The 24,284-nt window shown below is 63.7% G+C and carries 22 protein-coding genes and 1 pseudogene; 16 read left to right on the forward strand and 7 right to left on the reverse strand.

Annotation, left to right across the window (positions count from 1 at the left end):
* Positions 1-154 precede the first annotated feature (154 nt).
* From ACYU81_RS11660 to ACYU81_RS11720, 13 genes and pseudogenes are all read left to right on the forward strand, one after another.
* On the forward strand, positions 155-979 hold the full coding sequence (locus tag ACYU81_RS11660; protein WP_460987744.1) for a type II secretion system protein N: 825 nt from the start codon (positions 155-157) through the stop codon (positions 977-979).
* Positions 976-3,156 carry a type II secretion system secretin GspD gene (gene gspD / locus ACYU81_RS11665; protein WP_460987745.1) on the forward strand — a complete coding sequence of 727 codons (2,181 nt, stop codon included), beginning with the start codon at positions 976-978 and terminating at the stop codon, positions 3,154-3,156. The genes ACYU81_RS11660 and gspD overlap by 4 nt, the downstream gene beginning before the upstream one ends.
* A gap of 103 nt (positions 3,157-3,259) precedes the next feature.
* Positions 3,260-4,798: a type II secretion system ATPase GspE gene (gene gspE, locus ACYU81_RS11670; protein WP_449471706.1), complete on the forward strand. Its 1,539-nt coding sequence runs from the start codon at positions 3,260-3,262 to the stop codon at positions 4,796-4,798.
* Complete coding sequence (gene gspF, locus ACYU81_RS11675; protein WP_460987746.1) at positions 4,791-6,008, forward strand: type II secretion system inner membrane protein GspF; 1,218 nt, start codon at positions 4,791-4,793, stop codon at positions 6,006-6,008. The genes gspE and gspF overlap by 8 nt, the downstream gene beginning before the upstream one ends.
* Positions 6,009-6,017: 9 nt before the next feature.
* Positions 6,018-6,554: a type II secretion system major pseudopilin GspG gene (gspG, locus tag ACYU81_RS11680; protein WP_460987747.1), complete on the forward strand. Its 537-nt coding sequence runs from the start codon at positions 6,018-6,020 to the stop codon at positions 6,552-6,554.
* Between the two features lie 67 nt (positions 6,555-6,621).
* Positions 6,622-7,080 (forward strand): GspH/FimT family pseudopilin, encoded by a 459-nt coding sequence (locus ACYU81_RS11685; protein WP_460988184.1) that lies wholly within the window; start codon positions 6,622-6,624, stop codon positions 7,078-7,080.
* 85 nt (positions 7,081-7,165) lie between these two features.
* A pseudogene (gspI, locus tag ACYU81_RS11690) lies at positions 7,166-7,519 on the forward strand (type II secretion system minor pseudopilin GspI); the annotation flags it as partial.
* Complete coding sequence (gene gspJ / locus ACYU81_RS11695) at positions 7,516-8,241, forward strand: type II secretion system minor pseudopilin GspJ (RefSeq protein ID WP_460987748.1); 726 nt, start codon at positions 7,516-7,518, stop codon at positions 8,239-8,241. The pseudogene gspI and the gene gspJ, both read left to right, overlap by 4 nt.
* A complete protein-coding gene (gspK, locus tag ACYU81_RS11700; protein WP_460987749.1) occupies positions 8,234-9,223 on the forward strand; it encodes a type II secretion system minor pseudopilin GspK in 990 nt (329 codons plus the stop codon). The genes gspJ and gspK overlap by 8 nt, the downstream gene beginning before the upstream one ends.
* Positions 9,220-10,329 carry a type II secretion system protein GspL gene (gene gspL / locus ACYU81_RS11705; protein WP_460987750.1) on the forward strand — a complete coding sequence of 370 codons (1,110 nt, stop codon included), beginning with the start codon at positions 9,220-9,222 and terminating at the stop codon, positions 10,327-10,329. The genes gspK and gspL overlap by 4 nt, the downstream gene beginning before the upstream one ends.
* Positions 10,326-10,811 carry a type II secretion system protein GspM gene (gene gspM, locus ACYU81_RS11710; RefSeq protein ID WP_460987751.1) on the forward strand — a complete coding sequence of 162 codons (486 nt, stop codon included), beginning with the start codon at positions 10,326-10,328 and terminating at the stop codon, positions 10,809-10,811. The genes gspL and gspM overlap by 4 nt, the downstream gene beginning before the upstream one ends.
* The gene (gene gspN / locus ACYU81_RS11715) at positions 10,808-11,530 is read left to right on the forward strand and encodes a type II secretion system protein N (RefSeq protein WP_449471713.1); all 723 of its coding nucleotides are present in this window, start codon (positions 10,808-10,810) and stop codon (positions 11,528-11,530) included. Before gspM ends, gspN begins: the two co-directional genes overlap by 4 nt.
* Positions 11,527-12,276, forward strand: coding sequence for a prepilin peptidase (locus ACYU81_RS11720; protein ID WP_460987752.1), 750 nt, complete (start codon positions 11,527-11,529; stop codon positions 12,274-12,276). Before gspN ends, ACYU81_RS11720 begins: the two co-directional genes overlap by 4 nt.
* Before the next feature lie 12 nt (positions 12,277-12,288).
* On the opposite strand, the gene ACYU81_RS11725 is transcribed toward ACYU81_RS11720, so the two are convergent.
* The 7 genes from ACYU81_RS11725 to ACYU81_RS11755 form a co-directional block, all read right to left on the reverse strand.
* Positions 12,289-12,675, reverse strand: a complete 387-nt coding sequence (locus ACYU81_RS11725; RefSeq protein ID WP_460987753.1) for an energy transducer TonB — start codon at positions 12,673-12,675, stop codon at positions 12,289-12,291.
* A gap of 407 nt (positions 12,676-13,082) precedes the next feature.
* Entirely contained in the window at positions 13,083-13,373 is a 291-nt protein-coding gene (locus ACYU81_RS11730; RefSeq protein WP_449471718.1) for a hypothetical protein, read from the reverse strand.
* A gap of 396 nt (positions 13,374-13,769) precedes the next feature.
* Positions 13,770-15,023: a cytochrome b/b6 domain-containing protein gene (locus ACYU81_RS11735; RefSeq protein WP_460987754.1), complete on the reverse strand. Its 1,254-nt coding sequence runs from the start codon at positions 15,021-15,023 to the stop codon at positions 13,770-13,772.
* Between the two features lie 72 nt (positions 15,024-15,095).
* Entirely contained in the window at positions 15,096-16,430 is a 1,335-nt protein-coding gene (locus ACYU81_RS11740; RefSeq protein ID WP_460987755.1) for an MFS transporter, read from the reverse strand.
* A 47-nt stretch (positions 16,431-16,477) separates the two neighbouring features.
* Entirely contained in the window at positions 16,478-18,628 is a 2,151-nt protein-coding gene (locus ACYU81_RS11745) for an acetate--CoA ligase family protein (RefSeq protein WP_460987756.1), read from the reverse strand.
* Between the two features lie 69 nt (positions 18,629-18,697).
* Positions 18,698-19,558 carry a p-hydroxycinnamoyl CoA hydratase/lyase gene (locus ACYU81_RS11750; RefSeq protein WP_449471723.1) on the reverse strand — a complete coding sequence of 287 codons (861 nt, stop codon included), beginning with the start codon at positions 19,556-19,558 and terminating at the stop codon, positions 18,698-18,700.
* A gap of 114 nt (positions 19,559-19,672) precedes the next feature.
* Positions 19,673-21,124: an aldehyde dehydrogenase gene (locus tag ACYU81_RS11755; protein WP_460987757.1), complete on the reverse strand. Its 1,452-nt coding sequence runs from the start codon at positions 21,122-21,124 to the stop codon at positions 19,673-19,675.
* 74 nt (positions 21,125-21,198) lie between these two features.
* Here ACYU81_RS11755 and ACYU81_RS11760 point away from each other — a divergent pair, with 74 nt between their 5' ends.
* The 3 genes from ACYU81_RS11760 (at position 21,199) to ACYU81_RS11770 (ending at position 24,270) form a co-directional block, all read left to right on the forward strand.
* Positions 21,199-21,678: a MarR family winged helix-turn-helix transcriptional regulator gene (locus tag ACYU81_RS11760; RefSeq protein WP_449471726.1), complete on the forward strand. Its 480-nt coding sequence runs from the start codon at positions 21,199-21,201 to the stop codon at positions 21,676-21,678.
* A gap of 83 nt (positions 21,679-21,761) precedes the next feature.
* The gene (locus ACYU81_RS11765; RefSeq protein ID WP_460987758.1) at positions 21,762-22,910 is read left to right on the forward strand and encodes a helix-turn-helix transcriptional regulator; all 1,149 of its coding nucleotides are present in this window, start codon (positions 21,762-21,764) and stop codon (positions 22,908-22,910) included.
* Positions 22,894-24,270: a serine hydrolase domain-containing protein gene (locus tag ACYU81_RS11770; protein WP_460987759.1), complete on the forward strand. Its 1,377-nt coding sequence runs from the start codon at positions 22,894-22,896 to the stop codon at positions 24,268-24,270. Before ACYU81_RS11765 ends, ACYU81_RS11770 begins: the two co-directional genes overlap by 17 nt.
* Positions 24,271-24,284 lie beyond the last annotated feature (14 nt).

Genomic DNA, 24,284 nt, shown 5'->3' on the forward strand with positions numbered 1-24,284 from the left:
GGCGAGAAAGCAGCCTTTCTGCTATCGCTCGGCGCTCGAAATGCAAGTGTCATCGCTTGCGGATTGCCGTTGTCATGGATAGGTCACATTTCTGTCATCCGGCAGTAAAAACAATTGCCTAGCAGCGCGGGTATCAAGGGGGATTACCAGGTTCATGCGCGTGGCGTTTCGCAGTAACTTTCAGGACCTTAGCAGCCGCCTCGCGCCGATCGACTGGGCGCGGGTTGCCGAGAAGCTGTTGCTGGGCCTGCTGGCGCTGCAATGTGCAAGGCTGGTTTGGGCCGTGCTGACGCCGGTCGGGAGCTTTGGACCGTGGGAAGGGCGGCAAGCGCAATTTCCGGATTTCGCGGCGCGCCAAACATTATTTTCCAGTTTTGATCCCTTTTACCGGGCTGGACCGCAGCAGGCGGCGAGCGGTGGGGTCGTGACCTCGCTGGCGCTGACCGTCTACGGCATCCGGTTGAACGAGGGGTCGGGGCTGGGATCGGCCATCATTGCCGGACCCGATGGGGTGCAGAACAGCTTTGCCGTGGGTGATGAGATATTGCCGGGCGTGCTGCTGAAGGGCGTGGCGTTCGATCATGTCACCATCGACCGGGGCGGATCGGAAGAGCAGATATTCCTCGACCAGTCGCAGCCCGCATCTGCGTCGGCCGCGCCGGGAGCGGGGGGCGTTGTAAGCCCCGTGGCCGGGATCGACAATCCGACGGCGGACGGGCTGAAGCGTGATGTCGGCTTTGCGCCGCGCATGCAGAATGGCCGGATCACGGGGCTCATCCTGACCGCCAAGGGGCCAACCTTCCAAAATGCCGGGTTTCAGCCCGGCGATATCGTCACCCAGGTCGATGGGCAGCCGGTCGGCTCGCCCAGCGATCTCCAGGTGCTGCAAGGCAAAATCATGCCCGGCGCGCGCATTTCCCTGACCGTCGAGCGGGGCGCCAGCCTTTCGACGATCAACCTTACTCTGCAAGGCCAATGACCAGAAAATTCCTTCTTTCCGCCGCGACCGCCCTCGCTCTGGCCTCGCCTGTCGGATCGCCCGTCATGGCACAGCAGACGCTGAATGTGCGCGACGCCGATATTCGCGCCTTCATTCAGGACGCCGCGCGTGTGACGGGGCGGACCTTCATCATAGACAACCGGGTTCAGGGGAAGGTTTCGGTCGTGACCGACCGGCCGCTGTCGCGATCGGAATATTTCGAGATTTTCCTGTCTACCTTGCGGGCGAATGGGTTGGTGGCGGTGCCAGCGCCGGGTGGTGCTTATCGCATTCAGCCTGCTGATGGGGCGGCCGGGCAACCTAGCGTCGTCGGACGGGGGGCTAATCGCAATCAGTTCGTGACCGAGGTCTTCCGCCTGCGCTCAATCGATGCGGCGAGCGCGCTGGAGACTTTGCGGCCGCTGGTCAGCAAGGACGGTTCGGTGACCGCCAATCGCGCCGGGAACAGCGTGGTCGTTGCCGACTATGCCGACAATATTGGGCGTATTCGCCAGGTGCTTGCGCGAATCGATCGCGATACGGCGGCGACGCAGACGGTGATGCTGCGGAATGCGGGCGCGCGGGAAATCGCGACTTCGCTTCAGGCGCTGGTGCAAAGCGGCGGCGAAGGGGCGCAGCGGGCGGCGACTATCGTGCCGATCGACAGCAGCAATTCGGTCGCGATCCGGGGCGATGCCGGGACGGTGACGCGACTGGCGCAGATGGCACGCGATCTTGATCGGCAGGCGGCGAGCGGGACGGAGATCCGCGTTTATTGGTTGGAACATGCGGATGCCGAAAAGCTGTTGCCTGTGTTGCAGCAGTTGGTTGGACAATCGTCCAGCTCTGCCGTGACGGCTTCGGTACCGGCGTCCAATGGGGCTGCTCCGGTTGCGGCGGGGCCTGCGGTGAGTTCGGCCGGTTCTTCGGGTGGCGGTATTTCGACGCGGGGTCCTGCGATCGTTACCCGCTATGAAGGGGCCAATGCGATCATCGTGGCGGCCAATAGCGACGTGCAGCGCATGCTTGGCGAGACCGTCCGGCAACTTGATACGAGGCGGGAGCAGGTTCTGGTCGAGGCGATCATCGTCGAGATCAGCGATGCCGCCGCCAAGAAGCTGGGTGTGCAGTTCCTGATTGGGAGCACCAAGACGGGCTTTGCTGCGACCAATTACTCCAACGCTTCTCCCAATTTGCTGACGCTGGCCGGGGCGATTGGCGCGAACGAGTTGGGCAAGACGACCACGACGGTCGTCAACGGCGGCGTGACCACGACGACCACCTCGACCGAGAATAGCAACTTGTCGAACACCTTGCAGCAGGCGGCGGTCGATAGCCTGATGAACGCGACGGGCGGCTTTGGCGGGGTTGCGACGCAGATCGGGCGGAACGGGATTTTCGGGGCGATCATCAACGCGGTCAGGTCCGACACTGACAGCAATATTCTGTCCACGCCTTCGGTGATGACGCTGGACAATCAGAAGGCGTCGATCCTGGTTGGGCAGCAGGTGCCGATAACGACCGGCGAGGCGCTCAGCCAGAATTTCGACAATCAGTTCCGCACCGTCCAACGGCAGGATGTGGGCATCAAGCTGGAAGTGAAGCCGCAGATCAACACGGGCGGCGCGATCAAGCTGTTCCTGAGGCAGGAAGTGTCGAGCGTCGCCGGGCCGGTGTCCAACAATAATAGCGACCTCATCATCAACAAGCGTGAGATCGAGACGACGGTCACGGTGGATGATGGCGAGATTTTGGCGCTTGGCGGCTTGCTGGACGATAATGAGCGTAAGACGATCGAGCGTATTCCGCTGCTGTCCGACATTCCGGGGCTGGGCGAGCTGTTCAAGTCGCGCAGCAAGAGCCGGAGCAAGACTAACCTCATGGTCTTCATCCGGCCCACCATCCTGCGCTCGAAAGAGGATGCACAGCGCCTGACGCAGCAACGCTATGGCTATGTGCGTGACATGCAGTTGGCGCGGAACCCCGATCAGGAACCGAGCATCGACGAACTGGTGCGCGACTATATGGGCGCGGAACCGCCAGCCGCTGTGACGCAGGCGGGCGATGCGGTGGCGCAGCCAAGTGCTGCCCCGGCGCAAGTGATTGAACCGACGGTGCGGCAATCGAGCGGCGTGGTGCGGCCGGTGGACGGTGCGGCGAATGGAGATCGGCGGTGAACGACCTACTTCCACGACCGTTCTGGCTGAACTTGTCGAAGCCCTTCCCTTCTTTTCAAGTAAGAAAAGCCCGTCGACAAGCTCGGGGCGAACGGGGGATGAAGTGAGCGGGCCTGCCGAACCGTTAAACCTTCCGCACAGTGCCCCCCGCGCTGTCGACATTCCCTATGTCTTTGCGCGCAAGCATGGCGTGGTCATGCTGCCGTTGGACGGAGACCGGCTTACGATCGCAGTTCGGGAGGCGAGCGATCCGCGCATATTGCTGGAAGTGCGGCGGCATTTGGCGCGTAGTTTCGATGTGCGGTTCGTTGATGGCGCGCAGTTTGACCGGCACCTGTCCGACCATTATGCGATGGAGGGTAGCGCTGCCGCCATGGCAGGGTCGTTGGAAGTCGGCGCGGATGAGCTGGATATTCTTGCCGCCGACATTCCGACTGCCGACGACTTGCTCGACAGCGCCGATGATGCGCCTGCAATCCGGCTGATCAATGGCATCATCGCTGAAGCAGCGCGGCAGGGCGTTTCGGATATTCATATCGAGCCTTATGAAACCGGCCTGATCGTGCGGATGCGGATCGACGGAGTGCTGCGCGAGACTTTGCGGATGCCGCCCCATGTCGCGCCGGTGGTGGTGAGCCGGATCAAGGTGATGGCGCGGCTGGACATTGCCGAGCGGCGCGTGCCGCAGGATGGGCGCATTGGGCTGACGCTGGGCGGCAAGCTGCTGGACGTGCGCGTTTCGACACTGCCGAGCCGGGCGGGGGAGCGGGTGGTGCTGCGTATTCTCGACAAGGAGAATGCGGGCATGAACCTTGACCTGCTGGGCATGGCGGGGGCGGCGGATCGGATTTTTCGTGAAGGATTGCACGAACCGAACGGGATTATTCTGGTCACGGGGCCGACCGGGTCGGGGAAGACGACTACGCTCTATGCGGGGCTGCGGCAGTTGAACGATGGGACGCGCAATATTCTTACCGTGGAGGACCCGGTCGAATATGCGGTCGAAGGGGTCGGGCAGACTCAGGTCAATGCGAAGGTCGGATTGACCTTTGCCGCCGGGCTGCGCGCGATTTTGCGGCAGGACCCTGATGTGGTGATGGTCGGCGAAATCCGTGATCGGGAGACGGCGGAGATCGCGGTGCAGGCGTCGCTGACGGGTCATCTGGTGCTATCGACCGTGCATACCAATGATGCGGTGGGCGCGATCACGCGGATGCGGGACATGCGGGTGGAGCCGTTCCTGCTCGCCTCGACCTTGCGCGCCGTTATCGCGCAGCGGCTGGTGCGACGGCTTTGCCAGCATTGCCGGGAGCCGGTGCAGGCGGACAAGTCGGCTAGCGCTTTGCTTGGTTTCGATCCCGGAACGATCATTTACCGGGCGCGAGGGTGCGAGGAGTGCAACGGTAGCGGCTATAAGGGCCGGATCGGGGTGTTCGAGGCGATCCGCGTGGATGACACGATTCGCCGCCTGATCAATGATGGCGGCGACGAGTCCCTGATCGCGCGGCACGCTTTCCTCAATGCGCCCAATCTGGGGTCGGCGGCGCGGGCGCTGGTGCGCGATGGGCAGACTACGGCGGAGGAAGCCATCCGCGTGTCGCGGCGCGATGCGGCGGAGGTGGAAACCATCGTCGATGGCTGAGTTCGACTATTTGGTCATCGATCCGGCGGGCAAGGAACGCAGCGGTAAGGTGAAGGCCGAGACGATCGAGGATGCGCGGGCCAAGCTGGACGCGCGCAAACTGTTTATCGTGCGGATCGAGCCCGGCGTGGTGGAGAAGGCGGCGAAGCGCGCTGGATTGTCGCTGCGCGCGCCCAGGCTGTCGGCGAAGGAACTGACGCTGTTTACGCGCCAGTTATCGACGTTGATCCAGGTCAGTCCGCTGGAGGAATCCCTGCGCACTATCGGGAGGCAGAGCGAGCAGGAGCATGTGCGCGCGATCGTCAGCAAGGTGCATTCAGGCGTGCTGGAAGGACGGCGGCTGGCGGACGCGCTGGGAGCCGAGCCGAAGAGCTTTCCGGCGCTGTATCGGGCGATGGTTTCTGCGGGTGAAAGCTCGGGCAGCCTGCCGACGATCATGGAGCGGCTGTCCGACCTAATGGAGCGGCAGGCGGTGATCCGGTCGAAAGTGCTGATCGCTATCGCTTATCCGAGCGTGCTGGCAGCCTTTGCCGTCTGCGTCGTGGCGGCGCTGATGATCTTCGTCGTGCCCAAGGTCGTGGAGCAGTTCGATACGGTGGGACAAGACCTGCCGCTGCTGACACGCATGGTGATGGGGATTTCGGCCTTTCTGGCGGGCTATTGGTGGCTGTTGGCGATCCTGATTGGACTGGGTGCCCTTGGTTTCTGGCGCGCATTGAAGATTGAGGCGTTCCGCTATCGGTTCGATGGCGTGTTGCTGCGGTTGCCGCTGCTGGGACGGTTGATCCGCGACCTTCATGCGGCGCGGATGGCGCGGACGCTGTCCACGATGGTGGCGAGCCGTCTGCCGCTGATGGAAGGCCTGACGTTGACCACGCAGACGGTGCACAATCGGGTGTTGCGGCAGGCTTCCGAGCAGATTGTCGAGGCCATTCGTGGGGGCGGGAGCCTGTCGGCAGCGCTGCGGCGGGCTGGGGTGTTTCCGCCGCTGCTGGTTTATCTGGCGGCGAGCGGCGAGAGTGCGGGGCGGCTGGATACGATGCTGGAGCGGGCGGCCGATTATCTGGAGCGGGAGTTCGACAGCTTCACCTCCGCCGCGCTGGCGATGCTGGAGCCGGTGATCATCATATTAATGGGTGGGATCGTGGCGGTGATTATCTTGTCGATCCTGCTGCCTATCCTGCAATTGCAGAGCCTTACGGGGGCTTGAGGAGTGATTATGTCTAGATTGAAGCCAGACTCCGTTCGCCCTGAGCCTATCGAAGGGCATTCCTTTACTTCAAAAGAAAAGGGCTTCGACAAGCTCAGCCCGAACGGGGAGGGGTTGGTTCGTCGGCCGATCGAAAATGGCTTCACACTGGTTGAGCTGATGGTGGTGATCGTCATCATCGGACTGCTGGCGACGATCGTTGCGATCAACGTCATTCCGGCGACGGACACGGCGCGGGTGGAGAAGGCGAAGGCGGATATTGCGACGATCGAGCAGGCGCTAGAGCAGTATCGGCTCGATAATCTGAGCTATCCTTCGCAGACCGACGGGTTGCAGGCGCTGATCAATCCGCCCGCATCGCTGGCGCAGCCGCAGCGGTATCGCCGGGGCGGGTATATCAAGAAGCTGCCGCAGGATCCGTGGGGTCGCGCCTATAATTATGCGGTGCCGGGGCGGAAGGGTGCGTTCGATATCAGTTCGCTGGGTGCGGACGGCCAGCCGGGCGGCGAGAGCGAGAATGCGGATATTTATTCCAGCGAGCTTTGAGGCGCGGCTTGTTCCGTTCTTGGGGAGCTTCGGCAAAGCCTGTGCTGAGCCTGTCGGAGGGCTCAGCCTGAACGAGGATAAGCGCCCTATCGCCAACGGCTTTACCCTCATCGAGCTGATGGTCGTGTTGACGATCATCGGTTTCATTTCGGCTGCGGTGGTGCTTGCCATGCCGGACCCGCGCGGGCGGGTTGTCGAGGATGCCGATCGCTTTGCCGCGCGCGTTGCGGCCGCGCGCGACGAAGCGGTTGTTACCGCGCAGCCGATGGGGGTGTGGGTTTCCGCGTCGGGCTATGGCTTTCAGCGCCGTGATGGGGCGCAGTGGGTGCCGTTGGAGGAGAAGCCGTTCGTGACGGCCAACTGGAAGGCCGGGACGCGGGCGCTAGTTGGCAAGGATGGGCGGCAGCAGATTGGGTTTGATGGGACCGGGCTGCCGACCGACGCCATGACAGTGACTTTGACGCGGGAGGCGGAGCGGGTTTCCGTGACCGTCGATATGGCGGGGAAGGTCATGGTCGGTGGGTAGGCTTGGTATCTTCGGTAGCTCTGCTGGAAGAAAAGAAGGGGCTTCGACAAGCTCAGCCCGAACGGGTGAAAGGTCGGCTCCAACGGGTGAGCGAGGCTTTACGCTGTTGGAGATGTTGGTGGCGTTGGCGGTGTTCAGTCTGGCTGCGTTGGCGCTGGTGCGGTTGCAGGGGGTGACGTTGCGGACGGCGGCGGATCTCGACAGTAAGGCGCTGGGGCAGATTGTCGCGCGCAACCTGATGGTGGAGGTGCAGACCGATCCTTCGCCGCCCTCGCTGGGCAGTGAAGAGGGCGATGTCGATAATGGCGGGCGGCGCTGGCATTGGGTGCGGGCGGTTAAGGCCACGAACGACAAGCGGTTGTTGCAGGTCGATTTGACGGTGAATGGACAGGCGGGGTCTTCGCCGGTCGTGCTTAGCTTTGTGCGGGTGGTGCAGTGATGCGCGCCATAGCCAGCAGGGATTTCAGTCGCGCATCAGGCTGCTCGACCCTTAGACAGGGCTCAGGACAGGCTTCACTCGAAGCGAACGGAGGGCCGGGCGGGCAGGCGGGCTTTACGTTGATAGAGCTGCTCGTCGCGCTGATGATATTCGCGATGCTGGCGGCGGCGGGCGTGCTCCTGCTGGGGAATAGCGTGTCGGCGCAGGCTCAGGTCAAGGCGCGGCTGGACGACATGGCGGCCGTGCAGCGGGCAGGCGGCGCGCTGGCTGCCGATCTTGGGCAGGCGGTGCCGCGTATCAGCCGCACGGAAGCGGGGACGCTGGCGCCTGCATTCTGGTCGCATCGTGAGGGCGAGGCCGTGCCGGTGATGCAGTTTGTGCGCGGCGGCTGGGACAATCTGGGCGATTTGCCCCGGCCTTCCTTGCAGAAGGTGGAATATTGGGTGCGGCAAGGGCGACTGGAGCGGCGGACCTATGTGCAGGTTGACGGCGCGGCTGGGGACGAGCCAGCTACGCTGCTGGACCATGTGGATGATGTCGCGCTGCGCTTTCGCGATGCGCAGGGGGAGTGGCGTGGCGAGTGGATACCGACGCAGCCGGACCTGATGCCGCGGGCGGTGGAGATGACGGTGACGCGCACGGGGGAGGCGCCTGTCACCTTGCGCTTACTGGTCGGGCCGGGGCCTGCGGAGAAGCTGGAAGGGGAGATGGTTGGTGCCTGATCCTGGGAAAAGGGGCGAGCGGGGGGCCGCGTTGCTGACCGTATTGCTGCTGGTCGCGGTGATGGCTGTGGTTGCCTCTACGGCGTTGGAGCGGTTGGCGCTGGCTACGCGGATGACTGGGAATAGTGGCGCGGTGGATCAGGCGCGCGCCTTTGCCGATGCCGGGGCGGAGATGGCGCGGTTGCGGATCGGTGATCTGGTCGCGGCCAATCCGGGCAAGACGACGTTGGCGGGAAACTGGATGGGGACGCCGCAGCCGGTCGCTGTTCCCGGTGGAGTGGCGAGTGCACGGGTGAGTGATGCGGGCAATTGCTTCAACCTCAACAGCGTGGTGGCTGGCGAGAATGAGTCCAATTTGAAGGTGCGTCCGGTCGGCGTGTCGCAATTTCAGGCGCTGTTGCAGGCGCTCGGCGTCGATGTGCGGCAGGCGCAGGTGGCGGCAGCGTCGCTGGCCGACTGGATCGACAGCGACAGCGTGTCGCAGCCGGGCGGCGCGGAGGACGAGGTTTATGCGCAGGCGGCGCGGCCCTATCGCACGGCGAATCGCTTCATGGTGGATGCCAGCGAGCTTCGCGCTGTGCATGGGGTGACGCCGGCCATCTATGATCTGGCGCGGCCTTGGGTGTGTGCGCTGCCGACGGCGGATTTGTCGCCGATCAACGTCAATACGCTGCTGCCCGGTCAGGCGGTGCTGTTCGCGATGCTGTTGCAAGGACAGGTGAGCGTGGCGCAGGCGCGGCAATATCTGGCGCAGCGGCCAGTCGAGGGTTACGGCAGCACGGTGCAATTCTGGGCGCCGTTTGCTGCCCAAGGCATCAATCCGCTTGAGGAAGCGGCCAATCAGGTCAAGTTGACGACAGGATTTTTCGGGGTGGACGTGACGGTGGACGTTGGGGGAACGCAGGTGGTGGAGCGGGCGATGATTGATGCCCGGCAGAGCCCGGCGAGGTTGATCCGCCGTAGCTGGGGAAGCGGCGCGTGAGCGTGCGGGATGGACTGATCGTGGCGCTGCCCGAAGCGGGCGCGCCGCTGTGGATGCGCGTTGTCGATGGCGCTGTGGCGCGGAGCGGCAGGGGGGCAAACTGGCTGGCCGCTTGTGGCTTGACGGCGCTGCCTGCCGATGCGGTGGTGATGCTGGTGCCGCCTGCTTCGATGGTGACTTTGTATTGGGCGGAGTATCCCGAGCTTGCGCCCCGGCAGGGTAGGGCGGCGGCGCGGCTGGCGGCGCTGGCGGGGGGGATCGTGCCTTCCGACCAGCTGTTTGCAGCGGGGGATGAGAATGACGATCCGGCGCGGCCGCATGTCGTTGCGGTCGCGGCGAGGAGTGACATGCAGCATTGGCTGCTCTGGGCGCAGCATCATGGGCTGGACCCGGACATCATCGTGCCTGCGCCGTTATTGTTGCCGGAGCCTGTCGAGGGTTTTGTGCGTGGCGCGCTGGATGGCGAGGCGGTGTTGCGGGGCAAGGACGTTGCTTTTGGCGGCGATCTGGCTTCGGTGCTGGCGGCCGATGCGGCGATTGAGGATGTGCCTGCCGATCTGTTGCAGGCGCGGGCGGTTGAGGCTTTGGAGCGGCCTCCGCTGGACCTGCGGCAGGGGGATTTTGCCAAGCGGGTGCGGCGGGTGGCTGATAAGGCGGTGCTGCGTCGCATCCTGCTGTGGAGCGGGCTGATCCTGCTCATCAGCCTGATGATTTCGTTGACGGTTCTGGTGCGGCAGCATGTGGCGGCGAGCAATCTGGATGCGGAGAGTCTGGCGCTGGCGCGGCAGGTGGTGCCGGGTGCGGGTGACTTGACGCAGGCCGAGGCGGAGATTGAGCGGCAGCTGGCGGAGCGCGGGGCGGGGGCTTATGCCTTTACCGCGCCGGTTGCGGGCTTGCTGAGCGCCTTGCAGGAGGCGCCGGGCGTGTCGATGACGGCGCTGTCGCGCGATCCGGACGGGATGATCCGGGCGACGCTGGCAGCAGCGAAGGTGGATGAGATCAATACGGTGCTGCTGGCGTTGCAGAGCGCGGGCTTCACCATCACGGCGACGCCTTCGCAGGATCCGGGCGGGCGAGCGCTGGCTGATATTACGGTGCGATCATGATGGAATCGGTAAGAACCATGTGGGTCGAGAGATCGCCGCGCGAGCAATGGATGCTGGGCGTGATGTTCGCCCTGCTGGCGGTGGTGGTGCTGTGGCTGGGCGTGGTGGGGCCGCTGGCTTCGGCGCAGCGGTCGGCCCGTGAGGGGCTGCTCGCCGCGACCGATCGCAATGCGGCGATGCGGGCGAAGGTGAAGTTGCTCAAGACATTGCCGCGACGGGTTGCGGCGAGTTCCGGGACGGCGATCGACCAGCTTGTGAGCCAGAGCGCGGGCGAGGCGGGTTTGACGCTGGAGCGGGCGGAGGCGCAGGGCAGCGCGCGGATCGAGATTGCGATGGCGTCTGTGCGGCCGGTGGCGCTGTTTTCCTGGCTGGCGGCGCTGGAGGCGCAGGGCGTGCGCGTGGAGACGATGAGCGCGCGGCCTTCCCCGACGGCGGGTAGCGTTTCGGTGCAGGCGGTGCTTGTGCGGGGGGCTGGGCAATGACGCGGCTGGGCTGGTCGCGGCGGACGCGGGTTGCGATCGTGCTGTTATTGGCGTTCGGGCTTATCCTGTTCATGCCGATGCGGATTGCGCTGGGGCTTTCTGGGCTGGAACGACTGGGCGTCGCCGCGCGGGAGGTGCGAGGGACGCTTTGGAGCGGGCGGATCGATCAGCTGATGCTGGGCACGATGCCGGTCGGGTCGGTGAATGCCGCTTTATCGCCGGTGTCTTTGCTGATGGGGCGGGCGCGGTTCGACATATGGCGGCGGCAGGGCGCGGCGGATGATCTGAGCGGCGCGCTGACCGTGGGTTTCGGGCGCGTGGGCATTGATGATGTGACGGGGACTGTGCCGCTCGGGCGCAGCTTTGCGCCGCTGCCGATCGCGAGTTTGGCGATGGAGGATGTGACCGCTTATTTTTCCGGCGATCGCTGCGGCCATGCCGAGGGTCGGGTGCGGGCGCAGATGGCGGGGCAGTTCCCGGGTCTCAACCTGACGCAAGGGCTGTCCGGCGTGGCGAGTTGTGATGGCGAGGCGTTGCTGCTGCCGCTGGTGAGCCAGTCTGGGCTGGAGAAGATCAACCTGCGGATATGGCGGTCAGGGCGCTATGTTGCCGAGATGCGGGTGGAGACGGCGGATGCGGCGCTCGGCGATGCGCTGGCGAAGGTTGGCTTTGCGGGGACAAGCGGCGCGCGGGTGCTGAAGGTCGAAGGAACGCTGTGATCGATCCGCTGTGGGCGGGGCTGGGCGCGGTTGCAGGGGCGATCGCGGGCAGCTTTTTGGGAACGCTGATATTGCGTTGGCCCGAGGGTCGCGGCGTCATGCGCGGACGGTCGACCTGCGATAGCTGCGGGCGGGTGTTGAGCGCGGTCGACCTTGTCCCGATGATAAGTGCGCTGCTGTTGCGAGGCAGGTGTAGGACTTGCGGCGGGAAGATCGCAACGCTGCACGGGCGCATGGAGGCGGGGTGCGCGGTGATCGGGGCGCTCGCCTGCGGTCTGGCGCCGGGGCTGGTGGGGGCTGGATGGGCTTTGCTTGGATGGCTGCTGCTGACATTGGCGATCCTGGATTGGCGGCATTTCTGGTTGCCGGACGCGCTGACGTTGCCGTTGGCATTCCTTGGATTGACACTGGGCCTGTGGGTGACGGATGCGGCGCTGTCCGATCGAGTGATCGGAGCTGCGGCAGGTTATGGCGTTCTGCTGGCGGTGGCGGTCAGCTATCGGATGGCGCGGGGGCGCGAAGGATTGGGCCTGGGCGATGCAAAGCTGATGGGCGGTCTTGGGGCCTGGTTCGGATGGCAGGCGCTGCCGTTCATCCTGCTGATGGCTGCGGGGATTGGTCTGGTGGCGGTGCTGGCAAGTGTCGCGTTGGGCCGCAAGATAACGGCAGCGACGCGGGTGCCGCTCGGCACATGTCTGGCGGTCGCGGCCTTCCCCGGGTGGTGGGTGTCGATGCTGGTTGTCTAGTTGCTGTCGCTTTTAGCGCACACGCCAGCGATAATCCTCTTCCCGCACCTCAGTGACGGCATATCCTTCGGGATCGCGAGCAGGGCGAAAACGGTATCGTTCCATGATGACGCGACACGTCATTGCGTCGATCTCCGGATATCCGCTTCCTTCGATAACTTCGCATCTGTCGACCTGTCCCGAAGGACCGATGGCGTATCGCACGCCGATCGTCACGCGGCCTACGCCGCGTAAGGATCCAGGGAAATCCGAATTGCGAAAGCGGCCGCCGGTTTGGCGCGCTCGCGAGAAATCGCCTCCCTCGCCATCCCCCCGGCCAGTGCCGGTTCCCGTGCCGCCGAACCCGCTGCCAGAGCCGGGAGTAGCGCTACTACCCGCGCCGCCTGCGCCGCTCGTCATGGCGGTTGTCGGCGAGATGGGTAGGGTTGGAGCAAGGGTATTTATCATGGGTGACGGGGCAACAACGCTGGAAGGGCGCAGCGGTTTATCTCGCACCCTCTTGGCGCGTGGAAGAGATCCGGACGCAGCGCCGCCTTCGCGTTTGGATTCGCGAGCTTCTTTAGGCGGGGGAGGTTTGGGTTGGTCCGGCATGGCGGGCTTCAGATCGAACAACGCCAAGGGGGTGCTATCTATCGCCGAGCGTAATAGCGAAGGCGCTCGAAGGCCAATTATCAATGCATAGCCGATCACGGCATTCACCAAGAGCGCCGCAATAGCGGGGACGATTCTGTCCCGGCCCTGCCATCGCTGCGCCCAAGATGCTGTCATGTCATTGAATGCCGCGCGCAACGCGCGACGATATGGCGTCAGCGGTAAACGCGGTTGCCGTTGCGATCGATATAATATTCGCGACCGCGACGGTCACGTTCCCACCGGCGTTGTCCATCGGACGTGGCCGCACCTACGACAGCACCACCGGCAGCACCGATCGCCGCGCCTTCGGCAACGCCAAGCCCGGGCACGATCGCACCTGCTACCGCACCACCGACTGCGCCGATGCCTGCACCCCGCAGTCCATCGCGCGTCGTTTCACGAGAACAGCCGCCAACGCTGGCAGCGGCTGCCAATCCTGCCATCAATAAGAATGTGTTACGCATGGTTCGTCTCCACAATTGCCCAACATCAAACGACAGAGACGCAAGTTAGTTCGATCCATATCTCACAAACGTGCCGAACGGCGCTGAAATTACGAGCGTTCGATGTGTATCTATGAGAGAGTGGTGACCCGTACGGGAGGGGTTGGACTCAATAAAGAATAGCCGCAAAACGGCCTCAGCCTCTCCGCCTGATCCTATCGGCGTCAGCCGGTTAGTCATTCAGGCGGCCGAGATCGACTACAATCGTCGTTCCCAAGCGGCGCAGACGTCATTTACGGAAAATCATGTCGGCTTGCCCCTAAAAGCGGTGCGACGTGAGAGAAGAATGGCAATTTTTCGTCTTTAGCAAACTGAATGATAGGGCGCTCCCTGGAAATTGTGTCGAAACCCGCATCATCACTGATCCTGCCGGTGCGCGGTCAAGGCGAAGTTTACCGTGACCTTCGCAGCGATCGTTTCATCGGTGGCTGAACCGACATCAAACATGTTCCGGTCAAGATCTGCTCGGCCTTCGGCTCTGGCCGTGTCGCCATCCTGATGCAGCGTGAAGCGTAACGTGACCGGGCGGAGGCGTCCGTTCAGGTCAAGCGTGCCTCTGGCTTCGTACAGGTCGCCGCCCTGTGGTCGGAAGCCTTTGGCGCGGAACACAGCATGCGGATGCGCCGCTATGTCGAAATAATCGGGGCCTCGCAGCGTTTCGTCGCGTTGTGCGTCGCCCGTGACGGCGGAGGCCAGGTCGATCGTCACCAGGATTGCGCTGCCGGGCAAATCGTCTGGGCTGTAGCTGATGTCCGATTTCCAGTGAAGGAAGGCCCCGTCCACCGCCACGCCGCTCCACATGGCGATAAAGCCGAGCTTTCCCTGCCCCACGACGCGCCACCGCGCCAAGGGAAGGTGTTGTGAATTGGCCGTAGGCACCGGCGTAGCTTTTGGGGCCGTCGGGGTCGTGGCAGGCCGCTGCGCTGGGGCGGAAACGGGTGAAGGTGGCGCTATCTTGATTGGCGTGGGCGTCCCTTTCTGCTGCGCCACGGCTCTGGTGGGCGTTCCGGTAAGAAAGAATGATGCCGCACCTGCCAATGCGACTGTTCCTAGCGCAACCAGCAGCGCAAGCCCCGGCGCCAAGCCCGGGATCATGCGAGCAAGCAGATCCTCGCGCTTGTAAAATTGATGGCGAATAGCTCCAGCGACATGCAGCACGACCAATCCGGCCAGGACATAAGCGGCCAGGCGATGCGTGTCATAGGCTATTCCATTGAGGCCAAAAGGGATCGGCAGGTGCGGCCAGGCAATCGTGCCGAACAGCAGCGTCGGCACCCGCAGCTTGCTGGTTGAGACCAGCGCCCAGCCGCTGATCGGGGCGAGCAGCATGACGGCATAGAGCAATTGATGCGTCACCTTTGCCGCGAACGCAGATATCCGATCATCCGCCAGTGCCGGGGGGCGGGGGTGGGCCAGGCGGATGCCAACCCGCAGAAGGGTGAGTAGCAGGATGACGATCCCGATCGACTTGTGCAGCTGATAGGCGGCAAATTGGCCCAACCCCGGCGCGATGCCGGACAATTGCCAGCCCAGGATGAGCTGAAAGCTCAGGGCTGCCGCGATCGACCAATGCAACGCGATCGCCGTCATGGAATAGCGCTGTGGCGACATGGGCAGTTTTTTCCTTATGGCGATGTCAGAGAAGAGCGCGAGCGGCGGTCGGGAAATGAGGGGAACAGCTGTTCATTCGTAAACCTTGGACGAATTGCCGTGCCGTCCTCCAGTCACGAGAAGGGCTAATGCGCATGCCGCGATCAGCGACCCTGATGCCATGGTCAGCGCTACGGCGGGAAGCTTGAAATCGAGAGTGAAAAGGAAACCAGCAAGGATGGGACCCAAAGCAGCTCCTCCACGGCCGAAGCCGATCACTATTCCCGTGCCGCCCGCCCGGACGGCCGTTGGGAAAGATTGCGCAATGATAGCATAGAGACCGACGACGGCCGCGTTGGTGAAATATCCCGCAGCCGCAGCTACCAGGGCCAAGCCGAAAAGGCTGGCTTGTCCCTGTCCGAAGACGGTCACCATTGCCATCGACAGTAGGAGGGCGGCGATCACTAATGTGCGGACGTCCAGCCGCCAACTGAGGGCACTGAGCGAAAGCGCGCCCAGCAAGCCGCCTACATTGGCCCATACCAGCACGCCACCAGCGGACGAGGGTGCATAACCCATGTCCACGACGATCTTGGGCACCCATTTGAGGATGAAGTAAAAGGTCATGATGTGAAAGAAATAGGCGGCCGTCAGCAGCACGGTCGTGCGTGCGAGGCCGGGACTGAACAGCGCGGCAAAGGACGTCTTGGGCGCCGCTGCATTTGAAGCAAGCAAAGCATCCAGTGCATCGTGTCCCATCCGGCCCATCAGCTGATTGATCCGGTCCAGCGCATTGGCCGGGCGTCGTTGAAGGAGGAAGCCGATCGATTCAGGGAGCAGCAGGAAAGTCAGCGGCAAGAAGATTGCAGTGACGACTCCTCCCAGCAGGAATATGTCGCGCCATTCGCCCGACATCAGCAGCATCGAAGCGGCCGAGCCGCCAAGTATCGCGCCGATCGGATAGCCCGCCGCCATGAGGGCAACGGCCAGGCTGCGGGTGCGCGCGTTGGCAAGCTCTGCGACGATGGCGTTGGTGCAAGCCAGCATGCCGCCGATGCCGAGGCCAGTGACAAGCCGTATCACCGACAGGGAGACAACGCTGAATGAAAAGGTCGCGGCCAACATCCCCGTCGCCATGACCACGAGGCAGAGCAGGATGGTGGGCCGACGGCCGATGCGATCAGCCAGGCCGCCGAGCAGCACGGACCCCACAGCCATGCCGATCAGTTCCATCGAAAGCACGACGCCCAATGCGGCGCGGTCGATGCCCCACTCCGCGGCAATGCCGGGTGATGCGAAGCTGATTGCCAGAACATCAAAGCCATCAAGCGCGTTCAGCATGATGCACAGCGCTACAGCCGCGATTTGCAGGCGGCCCATGGGCGCTTCATCAAGCGATCGCCTGATGTCCGTTCCGTTCTGCGCCATCCTCACCTCCCCTGAAATGATTGTCGATCTGGTTATTGCCTTGTTGGTCAGGCGTCTTCCGGTGCGGTCAGCATGAGGGCGTCGAGGGCGATTGCGCCTTTACCCTGCGGATAGACGATCACCGGATTAATATCGATCTCCCGAATTGAAGGTTCGGCGAGAAGGATGCGGCCAAGTTTATGGATAATCCCCGCTGCCGCCTCCACATCCAGCGCGGGCGATCCGCGAAAGCCGCGCAGCAGCGGCGCTTGCTTGAGCTTATGCAGTTCAGCGGCGATGGCATCGACCGAGAGGCCGGGGGTGATCAGGCGCACGTCCTGAAGGATTTCCGCCGTGACCCCGCCGAACCCGCACAGGATGACCGGTCCCCAGTCAGGATCGTTCTTCGCGCCGATGATAAGCTCGACGCCGCGTTCGCCCATGGCTTCGATCAGGACACCGTCGAGCGCGATGGTCGCATCATAGGCGGCGACATCGGCATATAACTGGTCCCAGCCCGCGCGCAGTTCGTCGGCGTTGGAGAGGTTCAACACCACGCCGCCCGCATCGCTCTTGTGGCTTAGACGGGCGGACTGTGCCTTGAGCGCGACCGGATAGCCGACCGCTTGCGCAGCGCGGAGTGCGTCGTCGATGCTGGTGCAGAAGGCGCCCTTCGGGAACGGGATGCCGAGCCGGGCGAGGATCGTCTTGGCGCGATATTCCGGGATGACGCCGCTGTGCCCGGCGAGGCCGGAGGCGGGCAGGGGGGTGGTCGGCGCTTCGCTGAAGTCCCGGCGCGCATGGTCGTTGAGGCGCTTCAGAGCGCGGAAGGCGCGTTCGGTCGAAGGGAAATAGGGGATGCCAAGCGCGCGCAACTGATCAAGATAATTGGACGGAACCGGCGCGCCTTCGTCCAGCCCGGCGAAGATGATCGGCTTGTCCGGCCGCAATTCGTCAACGGCGCTCAGGATGGGCGGCAGCTTGATGCCGACGGTCACGGGATCGGTCTGGATAATGCCCGCGACGATGCTGCCGAACCGGTCGTCGGCGAACAGCGCCGCCAGCGTCCGGCGATAGAGATCGGGATCGACGAGGCCCTGCGCGGTCAGGTCCAGCGGGTTGGAGACGGGCACGAAGTCGGGCAGCGCCGCGCGCAGGGCAGGGGCATTGCCGTCATTCACCTGCGGCAGGTCGAGGCCGATCGCTTCGCACAGGTCGAGGGTCAGCGCCTTGAACGCGCCGCTTTCGCCTAGCACCGCGACGCCGCCAGCCGGGATGGTTGGGCAGCGCACGGCGATCTCGGCAATGTCGCCCAGTTCCTCCAGCGTCTCGGCGAGGATGACGCCCGCGCGCTCCACCTTGACGCGCATGACCTGATAGTCGCCTGCCATCGCCCCGGTATGGGTGGCGGCGGATTCACGTGCGGCGGCCGACCGGCCCGGGTGCAGGAGGACGATGGTCTTGCCCAGCGCGCGGGCGCGGCGGGCGGCGGCGAGAAAACGCTGGGGCTGCCGGAACTGTTCCACGATCATGGCGATGACGCGCGTGGAACTGTCCTCCAGCAGGTAATCGACATAATCTTCGACGCCCGATGCGGCTTCGTTGCCGGTCGAGATCGAGAAGGACAGGCCCAAATCGCGCGACGCGAGCGTGGTACACAACACGCAAGCCATCGCCCCGCTTTGCGACACGACGCCGATGCCGGGAGGATCGCCCAGCCGCTTCGCGTCGGTTTCAACGAAGGTCAGTGGTACGCGTTCGATGAAGTTGGTCATGCCAAGGCAGTTTGGCCCTTCGACGACCATGCCGCTTTCAGCCGCGATGCGGGCAATCTCCCGTTGCTCCGCTAAACCCTCTTCACCACCTTCGGCAAATCCGGCGGAAAAGATGACGGCGGCACCGACATTGCGCGCGGCCAACGCCTTCACCGTATCGAGCACCGCAGCGCGCGGTATGGCGAGGACAGCGGCGTCGACGCCATCAGGCAAAGCATCGACCGACGGCAGGCATGGCCGTCCGCCGATCTCTGCGCGCTTGGGATTGATGAGGTGGATGTCGCCTGAAAAGCCATTGCGCATGAGGTTGGACAGGACGGATGCGCCCAGCGCACCCGGTTTGTCCGATGCGCCGACGATCGCCACCGATCGCGGGCGCAGCAGCCGGTCGAGCGCATTGCCGGTGCGGGCGGTGACGGGCGGATTGAGGGTGTCGGCCGTCATGGGTCCGTCTCTCCAAAAAACTATTTGGGCGGGCCGACTTTTCGGTCGGTCCCGCCAGTTTACCGCTGTTCAGGCCTGCTGTTTCGACTTGTCATAAGCGCCAAGGCCCGGCTTGTAGCTCTTGTCGTCGATGAACTGCCTGATGCCTTCCTTGCGGCCTTCATTGTCGAAGCTGTTGGCCGCTTCCTGCGCGCGGATCAGATAATCCTCGGCATTGTCATAGGTCATCTCGCGCACCCGGCGGATGGCGTCCTTGGTCGCCTTGAGCGCCACGGGGTTCTTGGTCAGCAGCGTCTGCGCAACCTGCGACACCCGGCCCTTCAGTGCGCCAAGCGGCAGCGCTTCATTGACGAAGCCCCATTCCGCCGCCGTCTTGCCGTCCACATTCTCCCCCATCAGGGCGTGGTACATGGCGTTGCGGAAGCTGGTAAGTTCCGTAGCTACCTTGGCCGCGCCGCCGCCGGGCAGGATGCCCCAATTGATTTCGCTGAGGCCGAACTGCGCTTCCTCCGCCGCGAAGGCGAGGTCGCAGGCGAAGAGCGGGCCGTAGCCGCCGCCAAAGCACCAGCCGTTGACCATGGCGATGGTAGGTTTTTGATACCAACGCAGGCGGCGCCACCAGCCATAGCTTTCCCGCTGCGCGTCGCGCGTGCCCTTCAGGCCCTGCGCTTCGGTTTCCCGGAAATATTCCTTGAGGTCCATGCCCGCGCTCCACGCCGTACCCTCGCCAGTCAGGACGAGGACGCCGACATCGTCGCGAAACTCCAGCTCATCGAGCACGCGCATCATCTGGCGATTGAGGCGCGGGGACATGCAATTGCGCTTGTCCGGGCGGTTGAGGCTGACCCAGGCGACGCCGTCCTCCACCGTGAAGGCGACGGTTTCGATTTCGGCCTGCTCGACGCCATCGGCTTGCAGGAAATTGGTCATGGTAAAGTCCTTGTTCTGGTCGTCATGCCAGCGAAAGCTGGCATCTCGTGCGGCTGGATCGTGCCTCTCCGCTTGAGATCCCAGCTTCCGCTGGGATGACGAAGGGAGTGAGCGTTAAATCGGATAATGGCCGGGCTGGGTCTCCATCGTGATCCAGCGCAATTCGGTGAAGCTGTCGATGCCCGCGCGGCCGCCGAACTTGCCATAGCCTGATGCCTTGACGCCGCCGAAGGGCATTTGCGCTTCGTCATGGACGGTCGGGCCGTTCACATGGCAGATGCCGGACTGGATTTGCCGCGCGACCCTGAGGCCGCGTGCCGTGTCGCGGGTAAAGACCGATGCGGACAGGCCATATTCGGTGTCGTTGGCGAGTTCGATCGCATCCGCTTCGTCGCGGGCACGGATGATGCCGACGACCGGGCCGAAGCTCTCATCGCGGAACAGCTTCATCTGCGGCGTGACTCGGTCGATGACATGGGCGGGCATCAAGACGCCATTCGCCTCGCCGCCGTTCAGTTGTGTCGCGCCTGCCGCCAACGCATCATCGATAAGCGTACGGACATGAGCAACTGTCTTGTTGTCGACCACCGCGCCGAGCGGCGTCTTGCCCTCACGCGGGTCGCCCACCGCCATGGTGCCGACCTTTGCCTGAAACTTCCCTACAAAGGCGTCGGCGATGGCATCGACCACGATGATCCGCTCGGTCGACATGCAAATCTGGCCCTGGTTCATGAAAGCGCCGAACGCGGCGGCCTTTACTGCTTCGTCAAGATCGGCATCCTCCAGCACGATTAGCGGCGCCTTGCCGCCCAGTTCCAGCACCACAGGCTTCAGATGCTCAGCGCAGCGTTTCGCGATGATCCGGCCGACCGGCGTCGATCCGGTGAAGTTCACCCGGCGCACGGCTGGATGGTCAATCATCGCGCCGACCACATCGGCCGCGTCCTGCGGCGCGTTGGTTATCAGGTTGACGATGCCGCCGGTGAACCCCGCTTCCACAAAGGCCTGGACGATCAGGCCATGGGTGCGCGGGCATTGTTCCGATGCCTTGAGCACCACGCTGTTGCCGCAGGCGAGCGGCACGGCGATGGCGCGGGTGGCGAGGATGATCGGCGCATTCCACGGCGCCATCGACAGCACCACGCCCGCCGGTTCCCGGATCGCCATGGCGATGCAGCCGGGCTTGTCGGACGGGATCACCTCTCCGCCGATCTGGGTGGTGAGGGCAGCCGCTTCGCGCACCATAGAGCTGGATAGCATCAGGTTGAAGCGAGCCCAGCCCTCGGTCGCGCCGATTTCCTCCATCATCGCGTTGATGAAATCGTCCACGCGGGCATCGAGGGCGTCGGCGGCCTTCATCAGCAAGGCGCGGCGGGCATTGGGGCCGGTTTGCGACCAGGCGGGGAATGCTGCCTTGGCGGCATCGACCGCGGCAATGGCGTCTTCGACGCTGGCGGCGGCGGCACGGGTGGCGACGGCGCCAGTGACCGGGTTCAACCGTTCGAAAGTCGATGCGGCACTGCGCGATTCGCCGCCGATAATAAGGGAAATTTCCGATGTGGACATGTGTCAGGTCCTCTCCTAATGTTATGTTGCATATCAATGTTGATTGTTCTAAGCAATAACATTATGAGAGAGTCATGAGCATGAGTCCTTCAGGCAACAGGCTGATCAATCCCGTCGCTTCGCGGCTGGGATATCGGCTGCGGCGTTCCTCCTCCGCGATGATGGCGACGCTGGGCGCGGGGTTGGAATTGGTCGGGTTGCGGCCGGTGGAAGCGACGATCCTCCTGACGATCGGCGCCAATCCGGGCTGCATCCAAAGCGACATCGGCCGCATGCTGGGGATTAAGCGCGCTAATATGGTGCCGCTGATCACTGGCCTCATCCAAAAGGATTTGGTGCAGAAGTCGCCGGTAGACGGACGTTCCTTCGCCCTGAGCCTGACCGCCGAGGGAGAGGATGTGCGCAGTGAGGCGGACGCGATCATGACCGCGCATGAACGCCGTTACACACGCTTGCTGACGCCCGAATATCAGGACGCTCTGCGCATCGTGCTGGACGTCCTGGAGCAGGAAGAAAATGCCACGCATGAGGAGGGGGAAGCGGCAGTCATCTAGGCCGCGCCATCTCCGCAGTGCGTACGTCATTTGGGAGCCTAACGCCGCAGCAAAAATAATGCGCGGCAAGCAGGGAGGATGCAATGGAGGCTAATTTCAGCGCGCAGATACTGCCCGCCCTTTACGGATGCTGCGACCGTCCAGAAAACTGGAGGCCGCTGTTGGACCAGATTTGTGCTGGCCTTGGCGTTCGCAGCGCGGCGGTGCAGATTTACCGGCAGGAGGGCGGCCATCTGATACAGCGGTGGCAGGAGCGGGATAGCTATTCCCACGCGAACGCCGCCCTGCATGACCGGTGGATCAACAATCCAGACAATCCCCGGCTCGCCATCGTCCCGCGCGATCGCCTGGAAGCACAGCTCTCCGTCCGCACCGACGCGCAGCGTTTCGATTCCACATCGCCGCAATTGCAGGAGACGCGGCATCGCCTGGCACAGATTGGCCTTAGGGGCGGGTCGGGCCTGCTGTTCGAATTCGAACCCTCGCGCTGGTTCAGCCTGATCCTGCACAGGCAGATCAGCGACACGGTGGAGCGGGACGGCAAGGATGCTGCTTTCCTGTCGGACATCGCGCCGCATCTTCTGACCCTGTCGCGCGTCTCGGCCACCGTGCGGGCGGCGCGTGCCGCGCAAGCCACATTAGCCTCGATCATGGATCGTCTGCGCCCCGGTGTCATTCTCTGCACCGCCAGCGGCGAGGTCCGCTGGCACAATCTCGCGGCGGCCACGATGCTGGCGAACGGCGCGCCGCTGACGCTGGACCATGGCCAACTGCGCGGGGTGTCGGCCGAAAGCCGCCAGCGGCTGGCGCGGCTTCTGTCGTCTCCTTGCGATGACGACATGGTCACGGCGGCGTTCGGCGAGCTGGACGACAGCATGGTGCAGGCGATTGCACTGCCCAACGGTGCGTTCAAGGCGACGGTGGCGCAGGGATGGGATGATGACCGGGACGGCGTGGCGCTGATCCTGATCGATCCGTCACAGGCGCCGATGTTGTCGGCCGGGCACGTCACCTCGCTATTTGGCCTGACGCCTGCGGAGGCGCGATTGGCCGTCGCCTTGTCACAGGGCACATCGATCAACGCCTATGCCGATCGCCGTGGCGTGTCGGTCGGCACGGTGCGCATTCAGATGAAGCGCATCCTGGAAAAGACCGACAGTCGCCGTCAGGCGGACCTTGTCGCCAAGCTGTACGGTTCCGTCATCGCTCAGGTGCATGGCAATTTGCACTGAGCGGCGGTTGCGCGGCGTATCCCATTTGGGAGCCGCGATCTTCAAATCATCGGTCCAGAAAAAGCACGAAGCGACCGACAATCATCATTCGTCCAAAGCAGAGGATGTGCGTGTGCACAAAGCATCAGGGTATCTTGTGAGTTTCGTTGCTGGCGCCATATGCGCGGCGGCTCAGCCTGTGTCGGCGCAGCAGACGTTGCCGCCCGTGCTGGCCGACGGACAACCATCCACGGTGCCGGTTGCCGTCCAGATCGCCCGCTGGCACATGCTGGATGGCGATATCAATTCCTTGACCTTCCGCAGCATGGACCGGCTGTTCACCACGCGCATCGTCGCCCATGCGGGGACGCCCTGGCGGCTGCCGCGCGCCGACGCGCCGCTGGATGTCAGCTACACTTTCGAGGGTAAGCGCTACACGGCGCAGGATTTCCTGGATCGCACCTACACCAACGCGCTGCTGGTGATGAAGGACGGCAAGATCGTCAGCGAAATCTACCGCAACAACAGCGACGAAAACAGCCGCTTCATCGGCTGGTCCATGACGAAGTCGGTCACGTCGCTGCTGGTTGGCTGTGCGCTGTCGGAAGGGCGGATCAAGTCGCTGGACGATGACATCACCGCTTACCTGCCCGAATTGAAGGGCGGCGGATATGACGGCGTAACCATTCGGCAGATCCTGCAGATGCGGTCTGGCGTTGATTATGAGGAACGCTACGACTTCGCCAATCCCGGCATCGCGGCGCGCAATCATGTCGACGCGCTGGTCAAGAATGTCGCGCGCTTTGCCGATGCCGCGCGGACGGTGAAGCGGCTGCATGCACCGGGCAGCGTGTTCCAGTACAAGACGCTCGACACCGCTGTGCTTGGCTGGTTGATCGAACGGGTCAGCGGCACGACCGTCGCGGGCTATACCGCGCAGAAATTGTGGGAACCGCTGGGCGCGGAGCAGGACGGCTTCTACATCATGGATGGGCAGCCGGGCACCGGCCGCGAATTCAGCGGCGCTGGCTTCAACGCCACGCTGCGCGACTATGGGCGGATCGGCCAGATGATGCTGGACGGCGGCCGCGCCAACGGGCGGCAGGTGGTGCCCGCCGACTGGGTCCGCACATCGACGGCGCCGTCCGCGCCAGCCGATGACAAGATGCCAGGCATTCCGACCGGCTATGCGATGCAATGGTGGCTGCTGGACAATAGTGGCGCTTACAGCGCGGTGGGATTGCAAGGCCAATATATCTACGTCGATCCGCGATCCCGCACCGTCGTCGTCAAGATCAGCTATTTTCCGCCCGGCGATGAAAAGCCGACGGCGGAAACCGGCGCTTTCCTGAAGGCCGTGTCGGCCTGGTCTCCGAAATGACCGGAAGAACATCC

It is taken from the genome of Sphingobium sp. TomTYG75 (assembly GCF_054771635.1).